Genomic DNA, 13,186 nt, shown 5'->3' with positions numbered 1-13,186 from the left:
CTTTTTTATTAGACCTTTTTATACTCTGAATTGATCATGAATTACTTTAACAGCACGTTCTGCATTATTAACATTAATTAGTACAGAAACCTTAATTTCAGATGTAGAAATCATGTGGATATTAATGTCTGCCGCAAACAATGCCTCAAACATACGTGCCGCAACACCAGGATTATTCACCATTCCCGCTCCGACAATTGACACTTTACTCAAATCATCTCGGTGATTAACCTCTTGATAGTGCATACTGTCTTTTAACCCCTCAATAATCGCCAAAGTTCTAGTGAGATTATTTTTCGTCACTGTAAACACAATATCTTTGGTTCCACCATGGCCAATAGACTGAAGGATCATATCCACATTTACGCCTTCTTTTGCCAGAGCCGAAAATACCTTAAACGCAATCCCAGGTGTATCTTCCACACCAATAATTGCAATTCTAGCCACATCATTATCCCGAGTTACTCCTCTAATCAACATTTTTTCCACATTCGTTACCTCCTTCACAATTGTGCCCGGCACCTTCCGAAAGCTGGACTTTACTTCAAGTTTAACATTATATTTCTTGGCCATTTCCACCGAACGATTATGCAGAACATTTGCTCCAAGGCTGGCCAGTTCAAGCATTTCATCATAGGTAATTTCATCGAGTTTTATAGCATCTGGAACGATTCTGGGATCCGCAGTGTATACCCCGTCTACATCCGTATAAATTTCACATTTATCTGCCTGCAGAGCAGCGGCCAGCGCCACTGCTGAAGTATCACTTCCTCCCCGGCCCAGCGTAGTAATATCATCATACCGATTAAGACCCTGAAAACCTGCCACAATCACTATATTCCGCTTGTCGAGCTCGCTCTGTATTCTCTCCACATCAATTTTATCAATTCTGGCATTGCCGGATGTGGCATTGGTTCGGAAACCTGCTTGCCACCCCGTAAGAGAAATAACCGGATAATTTAATTTTTCAATAGCCATAGCCAGCAATGCAATCGAAATCTGTTCGCCGCTGGAAAGAAGCATATCCATCTCCCGCTTTGAAGCATTGGGATTAATTTCATTCGCTTTTTCAATTAATTCATCTGTCGTATCACCCTGCGCCGAAACAACTACAACCACCCGATTTCCTAGCTGTGCCGTTTCAACAATACGGTTTGCAACATTGTTTACTCTCTCTGCGTCAGCAACAGAACTGCCGCCAAATTTTTGTACGATAAGAGCCAATTTTTACCCCTCCTGTTCTATTTCCCGTCGCGGAAATTTTTTCTTACCGCGCCGCCTTCTATATTATTTTCCAGATCTCTCCAGCGGACATACCACAGCTCCCTGGTTATCCGCTCTAAGCATATACAACCGCCAATTTTTCAATTTCTGCCGCAAAGCCTGCCGTACTGCAGGTTCAAACCCACAGTTATCCCGGTGTACAATTGCCACAATCGTAGGCCCGGCACCACTTAAATATACACCTAAAGCATCGTTAGCGTAACAAATTTGAAATAACTCATCCATATGGGGGATCAGACATCTGCGGTAACGTTGATGCAATTTATCCCCTACTGCAGCACGAATATTTTCATACTTGCCACTCATAATACTGGCTGCCAACAAAGCACTATGTCCAGTATTATATACCGCATCCCGCATGGAAACCGATCTCGGTAAAACACTTCGGGCTTTTTTGGTCTGAAGAAAAAAATCTGGCACCAAGGCTGCAAAGACTAAATCATCCTTAATTTCTGTTTTCACGTATCGAATGCAATCCTTTTGCCGTACATTTATTGTAAAGCCTCCTAGCAAAGCAGGTGTTACATTATCCGCGTGTCCTTCAATCTGTGCCGCCATATATAATAATGTATCCACCGACAGCGAGTTTCCCGTCATTTCATTGGCGGCTACCAGCCCTGATACAATACCAGCGCTGCTGCTTCCAAGCCCCCTGGTTACCATAATATTATTTTCCAAAGTTAAATGTAATCCCTTCGGATGCCATCCCACCTTATCAAAAACAGCCTTCATCGAGGTGTAAACCAGATTTCGTTCATCCTTTGCCAAAAACTTCCGGGATTCATCCAAAATATCTATCCGCAGCCCCTGTCCGGCCTCTTCCGCTGTAACATAATTATATAAGCGCAAAGCCATTCCCATACTATCAAAGCCCGGACCTATATTCGCACTGGTTGCAGGGACTTTCACCTTGACCATCATTCATCCACCAGCCTTAATGTGCCCAAAATTTCGTGTTCCTGTTTCAGTTCTGCACACAATTTTTGAAATTCCTTTCCGCTCATGACAGGCGTCAAAACCGCAAATTCCTTTTGCACCTTTTTGCCGCTAAACGGTATCATCTGGAACCCGCTTCTACGAAAAGCATCTGCATCTCCTGTAAGGCGAATATAAAATCGAAATTCCTGTTCCGCACCATCTTTGAGATACCCGGGCGTTCCTTCAGTCCACCCCAACCGGATGTGCTTATCTTTATGCTTGACGATATCAATAATATCAGAAACCACCGCACTAGCCGTAGGCAAAGAACCTGCACCCCGGCCATAAAACATAACATCGCCGATGGCATCCCCTTTTACCATAATACCGTTAAAAACATCATCAATCCCCGCCAAAGGATGCTCTTTCTTCAAAATTGCCGGACATACTCTAGCATAAACCCCATCTTTTGCTTTGGATGCCATTCCAATTAATTTGATTACGCCACCAATAGCCTCAGCATAAGCAACGTCTTCCAGGGTAATTTTGGTAATTCCCTCGGTTTCAATGGCTTCACTATTCACGTATTTTCCAAAAGCAAGAGAAGCTAAAATCGCTATCTTGCGGCAGGTATCATACCCTTCCACATCTGCTGTAGGATCTTTTTCGGCATACCCTTTTTCCTGTGCTCCGTGTAGTGCATCTTCAAAGCTTTCCCCGGCTTTGATCATCTGGGTTAAAATATAGTTCGTAGTACCGTTTAATATTCCAAGCACATCCGTCAGCTCATTTGCGGAAAGACTGGAATACAACGGCCGAATAATAGGAATACCTCCGCCTACACTAGCCTCAAAAAGATAGTTCACATTCTTCTCTTCTGCAATTTTCAAAAGCTCTGTACCATGCTTTGCCACCAATTCCTTATTAGAGGTCACAACATGCTTACCGGCAAGTAAAAGCTGCCGAGTAAATTCATAAGCCGGTTTTGTACCACCCATTACCTCCGCCACAATCTCAATCTGATCATCATTTAAAATATCCTGAAAATCCTTGGTAAAGCAGTGAAAGGGACTATCCGGAAAATCGCGAAGATCCAAAATCCTTGCAATTTCAATTTTTTCGCCGCTTCGGCTTAAAAGACCGTCGGGGGAATTGGCAATAATCTCTCCTACACCACTGCCAACCACGCCAAATCCCATGATTCCTATTTTCATCTGTTTTTCCCATCCTTTCAGCAGCCATGACAATATACAAACATGCCGCTCATTTAATCTGAACCGTTATGTTCTTCCGTTCAGTCTTCGAATTTGTTCATTACAATTCCGGTCACCAATTTAGGCCAAAAATACGTGGATTTCTGCGGCATTTTTTCATTAGCCTGTGCCACCGCCTTGATCTGTGACACCTTCGGCGGATTAATCAAAAACGCACAGTCAAACTCACCGTTTTTCACCGCATCTACCGCCTCATGCGCATCCCGGGTATACACTAGATTCTTCTGAGCCCGCATATTGGCTTCATCAATTCCCATATACTTCTCCAAAATTAGCTTATGCAGAACCGTTACATCCAGATGCTTATATGCCTCAGATTTTCCCTTAATTGCCGCGTCAATCGTATGTGTATTTTTCAGCTTCAGCAAATAATAATAATTCTGCCCGGTATACAAACCAAACAAAGTCTCATCTACCGTATTTGCCAGCCGATCCATAATAATGGAAGCAAAATCCCCTTCTGTAAAATAAATTTTTGAAACCGTAAATTCCTCTGTCAAAAAGCCAATCAGTAAGACTTCATCAAAGCTCTCTAATCCGCGAATCATCCGATGCGTTGGAAAAACAAATAATCCGCCATTGCTCATAGATACCAGCATCATCATAACATAATCATACGACATAGCACCTTCTTCTGTTCCGTCTTCCTGATGCCGTTGTTTCCTATATGTTAGCGCAGTTTCGTAACGATGGTGTCCATCTGCAATGAAAATCTGCTTTTTTTCAAATAAAGCCGAAAGCTCAGCATTCACCGATTCATCCTTAATTACCCAAATATTCTGAGTAATATTTTCGCTGGATACAAAAGTAATATCCGGCTCGCCGTCGCTTTGGCTCTCAATCAACTCAGCAATCGTCTTATCTTCATCCATATACAAAGAATATACTTGACTCAAATTTGCCGCCGTAGCCTGCATCAATTTCAATCTGTCTTCCTTTGCACTGCTAATTGTTTCTTCATGCGGTAAAATAATATTTTTTGAAAACTCCTCCAATTGTACCAGACCAATAACTCCCTTTAAAGAATGGGACGGATCTTCAGAACCCAAGGAAAAAATCTGCTCATAAATATAAAAAGCAGGCTTATCCTCAAACACCAATGTCTGATCTTCTATCCATTTATTTAAATATGCAGCGCTTCGGGTATAGCGATTGTTGGTGTCATCATCACTCACAAAATCCATACCATAATCCAAGCGTATTACATTATATTCATCTTTATTGTACAATTCCTGCTGCTGCGCAGGAGAGATAATGTCGTAAGGAGGCGCTGTTACTGCGTCTAAATCCTTAAACTTATCAGGGTTATAGCGGAGTCCTCGAAACGGGATTACCTTTGCCATAATAACCTTCCTTTCAATCTTTTTCAATTTTCAACATTTATAAAAGGTAAAATATGTAAATTGTTTGATACTAACCACCACAATTAGCGTATCATGAATTATCATACACCAAAAAAAGTCCCGCGTCAAGGCGTTTTTCTCCAGTTTGATGTAAATAATTGTTAGTAAAAACGCTGAATTTTTATCACGGTTTTACAAATAATAGTTTTGATATTAAAAAAGGAGGCAAAACACTATGGGAAAATTTTCAACAGGACTGCTTGCAGGTACCATGCTAGGGATTGGTATGATGATGATGGATAAGCGCACCATCAAAAAAGCAAAAAAAATGATGCATAAGCTTCCACATCATGCCGCCTGGCTTTAAAAAATTTTTTGGACACAGTTTTTACTGTGTCCTTTTCGTTATCTACATAAAGAAAGAAGATTGACTTTTTTCATCACCCAGGTATAATATATAGTAACAAAACTTGTTTTCAAGGGGGAATCTTTATGTTTCAACAATTGAATTTGGGAATGCGCGGTCATGATATTGCCTGCACCTCCCCGGAACAGTTGGCCGATACTCTAGCCCAAGCTGGCGCTTCCCATGTCCAACTTGCACTAAAAAAATCTTTTCCATGGATTACTGGGCCTTCCAGCCTTACACCAGCTTTCGGAAGATACTTAAATAAACTATTTGACAGCCGCGGGATTCATGTTTCTGTCCTGGGTTGTTATATCAACCCAGTAGACGCGGATGAACAAAACCGTCGTGGTCAATTGGAATGGTTCAAGGCCAATCTGGAATTTTCAAAATATTTGGGAGCGGATATGGTAGGAACAGAAACCGGCTGTTATATTGACCAAGGCCACACACATACAGAAGAAAATTACCAACGTTTTCTTTCCTCTATGAAGGAACTGACCACATATGCTGAAGCTACTGGAACGGTTTTGGGTGTGGAATCAGTGACTGTACATACCCTGTCTAATGCTTCAATGATGCACCGTTTTTTACAGGATATCGATTCTCCCAGTATTTCTGTTATTTTTGACCCAGTCAATATGCTGCCCAGCACCGACCTTGCAATCCAGCATAAATTAATTGACGATATGTATGCACTTTGCGGAGAACGTATCCGTGTACTTCACCTAAAAGACTACCGCATGGAAGGCGAGAAACGTTTTTCCCTGCTTTCCTGCGCTCCTAACGGGTATCTGGATCACGCATATCTTTTTGACACTGTGCTACGCCACAGTCCCTGCATCGATGCCATCACCGAAGAAACCTCTGAAACTGACTTTCCCAATATTTCCTCTAAGCTCCGCCGGCATTGGACGGAAGCGGTACAGCGGTATGAAACAAAATAAAACTTTTTTACGTCATTTATCTCATATTAATATTCGCCCCAAAAGCTAAATATTTGGGGCGAATATTAATATACTCTTTACATTTGATGAATTTAAAAGATATTACACATTCTATGCTCTAAAATTATATCCACAATTATGGCAATAATAGATTTTTTTCTTGCCAGAAAACCATTTCTTTGATTGCCACACATGCCCTTTATTATTTACCTTATGTACGATTGCCATCCACCAATGAAAATTAAAAATGCGAATATATCATCTTTGATTTAATTCCCCGGCGGAAATGATGCGACGTAGTGCCTGTCAACTTTTTGAAAGCACGAATATAGATATTTACGTTATGATATCCAATCATACCTGCAATTACTTCCAAAGATAAAGTTTGCAAAAGCAGTTTCTTTGATGCATTAATACGACGCCGAGTCAAAAATTCATGGGGCATCTCCCCGGTTCCTTGTTTAGAAATACGAATAAAATGATACTGGCTAAAATTCATAGATGCAGCCAGCTTGGCTACGGAAACATCTTCCTTGTAATGGTCAGCAAAGTACTGCGCCGCCTACCGCACCGCCGCATTAGCAACTTCCTGCCTCTCTTCTATAGCCGCTTTGGCAACAACATCCAGAAACTCATGAATAAAAAGGATAAGTTTCAGTTCATGCGCCACACTGTATTCCGGACGCATCGCAAACAAACGGTCAAAAATCTCTTTCAATCCATCACCTCCAAATAAAACAAAAAATCTTGATTCAAACATGGTCCGGTAATAAAGCAAAACACCGCTTCCATTAAGATGCACCCAATAAAATTTCCATCTTCCACCTGTCCCGGTTCGATAAATCTGATACTGGCTACAGTGAATCATCGCAGCAGTACCAGACCGCAATAAAAAGCGCTTGCCTTCATAATCCAGTTCTCCTTCGCAGGCCACAGTATACAAAATAAGAAAATTATCCATAATCGTTCCGTATAATATTTCCTTCCCGCCTTAAAATAGGAATACCAAAGCAGGCAAAACGGCAAGCTTGTTTCAAACTCTGATGGCACCCGCTCCCTTCCTCCGACTGGAGCCGCATCCATAACGCCATCTCCATTTTTATATATTTTTATTTCTTTCAAAGAGGTTTATTATGACCAACAGAGAACGTATTTCTGCTATTTTGTATTATCAGCCCTATGATAAATGCCAATTGTACATTTTATTTTCTGGGCGGAAACCATTGACAGATGGGTTCAGGAAGGATATGTATTGCCCGAGCCGGGAAAGTACATAACTGACGATTTCCCAAATGAAACAGCAATCGCAAAAAATTGTGTTTTGACATGAACTGGAATAGCAGTATTGCATCCGAAAATGCACTTTTCCCTAAATTAAAAACGAAAAATACTGGAAACACGAGAGGGCGGGTCTCCTATTGTACGCATTCAATATGGCGTGATGGAATTAGAAAAACCAGCATAGTCTCTATCCCTTCCGCAATTGGCCACACCTTGGTAGACCGAACATCCCGGGAAAAAGAATATGGAGTTGATATTGTTTCTTTGGACTGTGATGGCCTGATCAATACATTGATCCCAACTTGGATTGAAAACGGTGTTAATACCATGTTCCCCATCGTAGCCGGCACTGGAATGCCAGCATCGCACCCTGGAGAGAAAAATACGGACAAGAACTGCGGGGCGTGGTTGGTATGAACGAAGGCATTCGCTCGGGATTATGCCGTCATTGACCAGAAAATTGAACGATGAAAGCCTTTAATTGCACTGGTGGTTACATTCCCTGCCCGGATCATCGAATTGCGCCGGATGCAAAATGGGAAAATGTACAGTATTACCGTGAACAAATTTACAAGCTCTGCGACTAGCCTAAAAAGGGACTGCCATAAAAAGCAGCCCCTTTCAGACTGTCGAAAAAGTCGTTATACCGCAAGCGTAATGAAAAATAATATACCCTTCTTTTTCATCAAAACTTATACTTTGACAAAAAAATGACGCCTGATTCATCGAGAAACCGGCGTCATTACTTGCTTTTTCCGCAATCGCTCTCTGCCGTACCTTTGTACGCCGACGAAAGCGATTACGAAAAATATAACTTCCTTTTTCAACATCTGTCAGCGTGTCGATACTTTATCGACACGCTGAAAGGAACTGCCATAAAAAGTAGTCCCTTTTTTACCTGTTTCTTTTAAAAACCGTAAATATTAAAATCCATTTTTTAACACTTTATCTCAGCCGAACCAGGTCATTGCTTTCACAAAGCGTGCTTATTCCATACAGCATCAAAACACGGTCATAGTTCTGTTGTTGTTCCAGTTCGCTTACCGAATCCGTATAATATCTCAAATCCACCATATCGATCTGAGAAAAATGCTGTGCCAGAAATGGTACAAGGCAGTGCGCATAAGAATCCTTGAGCACCAACAACTTCCCCATCTCTGCTTTGGGATTGACAATACGCACCAAGCTGTGATTGCCATCTAAAAAAACAGAATACATATCCTCCGTTTCTAAATGCTCTTTAAAAAACATACTGTCCTGTTTTCGGCTTTCCTTATATGCACTGTCTATGATTTCTGTTTGCGCATCCGCAGGCGGGAAATAAATTTCAAGCGTATCCGGTGGCATTTCCCACAGCCCGCTTTTCGCATATCCCGTTCCATAAAATCCCGGATAAGAGGTCACAGAAAATACACTTTCGGGTAATGGATTCTGACCAAAAGACGCCATATAAACACAATATGCTAGATAGGCTCCAAACGAAGTCCAATGATGGTCAGTTTTATAAAAAACTGGTTTTTCTGCATCTTTCAGCGTATCGGACAATGGAACCATAGTAAGTACTGGATTTAGATATGCTTCAAACTCTGTCTGAATCACTTCTTCGTCTTGATACGCATCGTGATTATAGGGTAATTTATCTGAAAGAATACTGCCCGCGCTGGGAACAATCATCATCGTACAAGGAATATCTAAATCTTTTGCAAAGTGATAAATAGCCTCCCGATTGGCCGCAATCTTTTTTAAATCCTGTTTTACCGGAACCGGGATCAAATATCCGTCCTTTCCTGCATACACGCCTTTAGCCCCATTGTTTCCGGTATAGAGCTGTGCATGCGCTTCCAAAGAAACAAACTGTTTCCGAAACGGGAAATGATCTGCAAGGTAATTTTCCGTCTGCTTTTCAAAGCTTCCGTTCCAAACCGTTTCCAGAGAAAACTGCGGCAGTTTTGCTAACACTCTTTTTTCTGTCACTGACATTTCCGCCTTTGGAAAAATAAGAAAACCCAATAATAGTAAAAAAAGAAAGGAACAAAAAAAGATGATTAAAATCCAGTTTACTTTTGTATTTTTCTTCATTTTATATGTATTATATCATTATTCTAAAGGTATGCATAATGATATGTATTCTCCTTTTTTAAATACTACTTCTATTAATTTAACTTTACTAAATAAAAACTATCCGTCGCTTGTTATCCATTTTTTCAACTATCATTTTACAATTCTAATTTTTTTCGGTTCACCTCCCCAAACTTTCCAATCTGGACACACCCCTGTAAGTGTGTCATCAAAGATACCTACAGTCTAACTTAAACATAAATTCTTCCCTACGGCTTAATTTACAAATTAATTTTTCTGTCTTTATTATACTGCAATTCATCTTGGATTTTTCACGTTCCAACCTCAACTGCTCTTATCATTAGTTTTCCTGCCTCAATTTTATTTTTCCGCGTTTTTTTATTTTATTACATTTTTTCAATTTCGTCAATGACAAATATATGAAATCTATAAAACAAGGGATTCATGCACAACCGATGCAAAATCAGTTGATTCATGAACCCCTTGCATGCATCTGCGGTTGTTCCCGCAGAAGGAGATTGGAGGATTTGTGTTATTGTCTTAATCTTTGATTTTAATTTTAAAAATTGCCTTTTTTACCTTTACCGGTCCATTCACTTGTACTGCCGTACGGTGTGCATCCACTGGATAACATAGTAGAAAATCACCTTGATTCAAAACCGCATGCCCATTCGCTTCTCCATCCAAAGGCAGAAAATCATCTTTTTCAACAAACTCCTTCTGTTCCATGCGGTCTATAAATCCGGTATCAATTCGCTCTGTTCCAGACAGCATCAAATGAAGATCCAAATAATAGCGATGTGCCTCCCAGAACCGGTTTTCCGGCGTTGTTGTCTCATATTCCACAATATTAACAAACAACTGATCGCCGTCAATGGTATGCGTCCCTTTCTCCAAGGTTACCAGATCATGCTCCTTGGCATAATTAAAACACTGCTGCACTTCTTCTTCCAAATTATCATAATATTTCATGTCTTTGATATTTCCAAATACCATAAGCTTCTTCCTTTCCTCTGCTGTGTTTTTGCCACATCATTAAAATTCCTCCATCAGCATTATCCGGCTTCCATATTTTTGCAATTGAACCTGCTTTTGAAACAAAAGCCAAATTGATGTGTCAGCTCTTATAAATCGTTGTATTGGGATCTGGTACATTTTTCACGCCTTTTACCTTACTCCAAATAATGCTGGCCGGAATACCTACTACCAACGAAACCACAATCGATATGATGGAATACGACCAAATTGAAACCGCATCGGCGGGAACAAAATATTTCACATACACCATCACGCAGGAAGCCGCAATAAAAGCAAGGGTTGCGCCGAAAGTATTGGCTACTTTAGTAAATACACCTAAAATGAAGGTTCCAATTAAAATACCCAAAACCAGACCCATAAATCCGTTAAACCACTCATAAGCAGATTTTACGCCACCGTTTGCCAATACCATGGCAACAACGATGGAAAAAATTCCAACAATTAAAGATACATACTGCCCAATTTTTGTCTGCGTTTCAAAACTCAGCTTCTTTTTAGACAATCTCTCCTGGATATCCAGCGTCCAGCTGGAAGCAACCGAATTTAACCCAGTGGACAGCGTAGACTGTGCCGCCGCATAAATAGCCGCTAACAGCAATCCGGTAATACCCACAGGCAGTTCAAACGCAATCCAGGATGCAAAAATCTGATCCTGCTGTGCCGCAGGCGGCAAAGGATGGCCCTGTACTTGGTAAAATACATACAAGCCGGTACCAATTAAATAAAATACTGTAGCAATAAAAATAGAAAGGCAGCCGTTAGTCAGCATCATTTTATTCAGCTTTTTGGTATCGGTTGTCGTAGTAAACCGCTGCACAATATCCTGACTGGAAACATAGGAGCCCATGGTATTAAAGCCGGCGCCCACAATCAAAAGAAATACACTATTATGCAGCAGATTGGGGTCAAAAATAGGCTCATTATCAGCCAGGAATTTCCCTCCATTGGTAAACTCATTAAAAATAGAACCAATTCCGCCATCCAAATTGGAAAGTAAGAAAATTAATCCAAAAGTCACACCAAGCAACAAAACAGACCCTTGGATAAAATCAGTCCAAAGCACTGATTTTAAACCTCCGGTATAGGAGTAAATAATCGCAATCACTCCCATAATAATAATCAAAATATTAACATTGACATTCATCAGCGAGGACAATACCATACAAGGAAGATACATGATAATTGACATTCGTCCAACCTGATAAATAATAAACATTACAGCTCCCAAAACCCGCAGACCTTTGCTGTGAAACCGCAATTCAAGATAATGATATGCGGTATCAATATCCAGCTTACTGTAAATGGGCAGGAAAAACCGTATGGTCAACGGAATTCCCAAAAGCATTCCCAACTGCGCAAACCACATAATCCATGTTCCGGCATAGGAGTTTCCAGCCAGTGACAGAAAAGAGATGGGGCTAAGCAGTGTGGCAAAAATCGAAACAGAAGTAACCCACCACGGGACCGTGCCGTCTCCTTTAAAATATTCCTTTCCCTTCATTTCTTTTTTTGCAAAATGCAGCCCGGCAAACAAAACTGCAAGCAGATATACGATCAAAACGGCTAGATCAATGTAGGTAAAACCTTGCATAACTATCTCTCCTTTATCTTATATTACATAGGATATTTAAAGATACTTGTCCTGCGCTTTACGAATCATTTCCGCAGCCTGGGCAGCAATTGCCTTATCTTCTTCATGAAGATTTTCAAGAGGCTCTCGAACGCCTCCGATATCCAAGTTCTCATTGATCCTCAAAATTTCCTTTGCAACGGCATACATATTCCCTTTACCTGCACACATCTGATAGATAATTGCATTAATATCATACTGCAATTCCATAGCCCGTTCGCATTCCCCGGATATAATCAGCGCATTCAGCTTTAAAAACAATTCCGGCATTACGCCATAGGTTCCACCAATCCCGCCGTCTGCACCGATTGCCCTACCTGCTACAAACTGCTCATCCGGGCCGTTAAATACCAAAAATTCGCCCCTTGCGGCAATACCATCTGCTTTAAACATCTGGATATCCTGCGTAGGCATAGAAGAATTTTTAACGGCTATCACTCTCGGATTTTTCAGCATTTCATGGAACAAACTCATAGTCAGCGCTGTCCCCGCCAGCTGTGGAATATTATAAATTACAAAATTCAGTTCCGGAGCAGCAGCACTGATTGCATTCCAGTAACCCGCAATGGAATATTCAGGAAGATGAAAATAAATGGGAGGAATAGATGCAATTGCATCAACCCCAACCTGTTGGGAATGCCGCGCCAATTCTACGCTATCACGTGTATTATTACATGCCACATGATTGATAACCGTCAATTTACCTTTTGCCTCTGCCATAACATTTTCAATTACCGTTTTCCGTTCTTCCACTCCCTGATAAATGCATTCACCGGAAGAACCATTAACATAAACGCCTTTTACGCCTTTCTTGACAAAATATCTGGTGAAGGCCCGTACACGTTCAGGACTGATCTCCCCTTTCTCATCATAACACGCATAAAATGCAGGTATGATTCCTTTGTACTTACTTAAATCACGCATTATAAAACACCTCCTGAAATTATTTGACCTTGATGCTCCTAAGGAACAGTCGGTCGATTCAT

General features: G+C 40.9%; 14 protein-coding genes. 4 read left to right on the top strand and 10 right to left on the bottom strand.

The window, feature by feature from the left end:
- Positions 1 to 18 precede the first annotated feature (18 nt).
- The 4 genes from INF28_RS08430 to INF28_RS08415 all read right to left on the bottom strand — a co-directional run bounded on the left by INF28_RS08430 (position 19) and on the right by INF28_RS08415 (position 4,819).
- Positions 19 to 1,224 carry an aspartate kinase gene (locus INF28_RS08430; protein ID WP_226393024.1) on the bottom strand — a complete coding sequence of 402 codons (1,206 nt, stop codon included), beginning with the start codon at positions 1,222 to 1,224 and terminating at the stop codon, positions 19 to 21.
- A gap of 63 nt (positions 1,225 to 1,287) precedes the next feature.
- A complete protein-coding gene (thrB, locus tag INF28_RS08425) occupies positions 1,288 to 2,205 on the bottom strand; it encodes a homoserine kinase (RefSeq protein WP_226393023.1) in 918 nt (305 codons plus the stop codon).
- Positions 2,202 to 3,416: a homoserine dehydrogenase gene (locus INF28_RS08420; RefSeq protein WP_226393022.1), complete on the bottom strand. Its 1,215-nt coding sequence runs from the start codon at positions 3,414 to 3,416 to the stop codon at positions 2,202 to 2,204. The genes thrB and INF28_RS08420 overlap by 4 nt, the downstream gene beginning before the upstream one ends.
- 80 nt (positions 3,417 to 3,496) lie before the next feature.
- The gene (locus INF28_RS08415) at positions 3,497 to 4,819 is read right to left on the bottom strand and encodes a DUF1015 domain-containing protein (RefSeq protein WP_226393021.1); all 1,323 of its coding nucleotides are present in this window, start codon (positions 4,817 to 4,819) and stop codon (positions 3,497 to 3,499) included.
- Positions 4,820 to 5,054: 235 nt separating this feature from the next.
- On the opposite strand from INF28_RS08415, the gene INF28_RS12865 reads away from it, so the two are divergent.
- Both INF28_RS12865 and INF28_RS08410 read left to right on the top strand, forming a co-directional pair.
- Positions 5,055 to 5,186 (top strand): hypothetical protein, encoded by a 132-nt coding sequence (locus INF28_RS12865; protein WP_264175732.1) that lies wholly within the window; start codon positions 5,055 to 5,057, stop codon positions 5,184 to 5,186.
- A gap of 125 nt (positions 5,187 to 5,311) precedes the next feature.
- Positions 5,312 to 6,172 (top strand): sugar phosphate isomerase/epimerase family protein, encoded by an 861-nt coding sequence (locus INF28_RS08410; RefSeq protein WP_226393020.1) that lies wholly within the window; start codon positions 5,312 to 5,314, stop codon positions 6,170 to 6,172.
- A gap of 241 nt (positions 6,173 to 6,413) precedes the next feature.
- Here INF28_RS08410 and INF28_RS08405 read toward each other — a convergent pair whose 3' ends face one another.
- A complete protein-coding gene (locus tag INF28_RS08405; RefSeq protein ID WP_226393019.1) occupies positions 6,414 to 6,671 on the bottom strand; it encodes a helix-turn-helix domain-containing protein in 258 nt (85 codons plus the stop codon).
- Positions 6,672 to 6,734: 63 nt separating this feature from the next.
- Entirely contained in the window at positions 6,735 to 7,133 is a 399-nt protein-coding gene (locus INF28_RS08400) for an AraC family ligand binding domain-containing protein (RefSeq protein ID WP_226393018.1), read from the bottom strand.
- A gap of 225 nt (positions 7,134 to 7,358) precedes the next feature.
- Between INF28_RS08400 and INF28_RS08395 the strand changes: the two genes are divergently transcribed.
- Both INF28_RS08395 and INF28_RS08390 read left to right on the top strand, forming a co-directional pair.
- Positions 7,359 to 7,502 carry a hypothetical protein gene (locus tag INF28_RS08395; RefSeq protein WP_226393017.1) on the top strand — a complete coding sequence of 48 codons (144 nt, stop codon included), beginning with the start codon at positions 7,359 to 7,361 and terminating at the stop codon, positions 7,500 to 7,502.
- Positions 7,499 to 7,870: a hypothetical protein gene (locus tag INF28_RS08390; protein ID WP_226393016.1), complete on the top strand. Its 372-nt coding sequence runs from the start codon at positions 7,499 to 7,501 to the stop codon at positions 7,868 to 7,870. Before INF28_RS08395 ends, INF28_RS08390 begins: the two co-directional genes overlap by 4 nt.
- 528 nt (positions 7,871 to 8,398) lie before the next feature.
- Here the strand turns inward: INF28_RS08390 and INF28_RS08385 are convergent.
- From INF28_RS08385 to INF28_RS08370, 4 genes are all read right to left on the bottom strand, one after another.
- A complete protein-coding gene (locus INF28_RS08385) occupies positions 8,399 to 9,427 on the bottom strand; it encodes a DHHW family protein (RefSeq protein ID WP_226393015.1) in 1,029 nt (342 codons plus the stop codon).
- Positions 9,428 to 10,072: 645 nt separating this feature from the next.
- Complete coding sequence (locus tag INF28_RS08380) at positions 10,073 to 10,528, bottom strand: YhcH/YjgK/YiaL family protein (RefSeq protein WP_226393014.1); 456 nt, start codon at positions 10,526 to 10,528, stop codon at positions 10,073 to 10,075.
- A 121-nt stretch (positions 10,529 to 10,649) separates the two neighbouring features.
- The gene (locus INF28_RS08375; RefSeq protein WP_226393013.1) at positions 10,650 to 12,161 is read right to left on the bottom strand and encodes a sodium:solute symporter; all 1,512 of its coding nucleotides are present in this window, start codon (positions 12,159 to 12,161) and stop codon (positions 10,650 to 10,652) included.
- 36 nt (positions 12,162 to 12,197) lie between these two features.
- Entirely contained in the window at positions 12,198 to 13,124 is a 927-nt protein-coding gene (locus INF28_RS08370) for a dihydrodipicolinate synthase family protein (RefSeq protein ID WP_226393012.1), read from the bottom strand.
- Positions 13,125 to 13,186 lie beyond the last annotated feature (62 nt).

Source organism: Ructibacterium gallinarum (assembly GCF_014982785.1).
GTDB lineage: Bacteria > Bacillota > Clostridia > Monoglobales > Monoglobaceae > Ructibacterium > Ructibacterium gallinarum.
Note: the sequence above shows the minus strand (reverse complement) of the source record. Positions and strands in the feature narration are given on the sequence as shown.

Excerpts from the sequence above, each read along its gene's own strand:
- INF28_RS08400 (WP_226393018.1), bottom strand. The coding sequence starts at position 7,133 with ATGGATAATTTTCTTATTTTGTATACTGTGGCCTGCGAAGGAGAACTG.
- INF28_RS12865 (WP_264175732.1), top strand. The coding sequence starts at position 5,055 with ATGGGAAAATTTTCAACAGGACTGCTTGCAGGTACCATGCTAGGGATT.
- INF28_RS08370 (WP_226393012.1), bottom strand. The coding sequence starts at position 13,124 with ATGCGTGATTTAAGTAAGTACAAAGGAATCATACCTGCATTTTATGCG.
- INF28_RS08380 (WP_226393014.1), bottom strand. The coding sequence starts at position 10,528 with ATGGTATTTGGAAATATCAAAGACATGAAATATTATGATAATTTGGAA.
- INF28_RS08375 (WP_226393013.1), bottom strand. The coding sequence starts at position 12,161 with ATGCAAGGTTTTACCTACATTGATCTAGCCGTTTTGATCGTATATCTG.
- INF28_RS08390 (WP_226393016.1), top strand. The coding sequence starts at position 7,499 with ATGAACTGGAATAGCAGTATTGCATCCGAAAATGCACTTTTCCCTAAA.
- INF28_RS08405 (WP_226393019.1), bottom strand. The coding sequence starts at position 6,671 with ATGAATTTTAGCCAGTATCATTTTATTCGTATTTCTAAACAAGGAACC.
- INF28_RS08415 (WP_226393021.1), bottom strand. The coding sequence starts at position 4,819 with ATGGCAAAGGTAATCCCGTTTCGAGGACTCCGCTATAACCCTGATAAG.
- INF28_RS08410 (WP_226393020.1), top strand. The coding sequence starts at position 5,312 with ATGTTTCAACAATTGAATTTGGGAATGCGCGGTCATGATATTGCCTGC.
- INF28_RS08395 (WP_226393017.1), top strand. The coding sequence starts at position 7,359 with ATGCCAATTGTACATTTTATTTTCTGGGCGGAAACCATTGACAGATGG.
- INF28_RS08420 (WP_226393022.1), bottom strand. The coding sequence starts at position 3,416 with ATGAAAATAGGAATCATGGGATTTGGCGTGGTTGGCAGTGGTGTAGGA.
- thrB (WP_226393023.1), bottom strand. The coding sequence starts at position 2,205 with ATGATGGTCAAGGTGAAAGTCCCTGCAACCAGTGCGAATATAGGTCCG.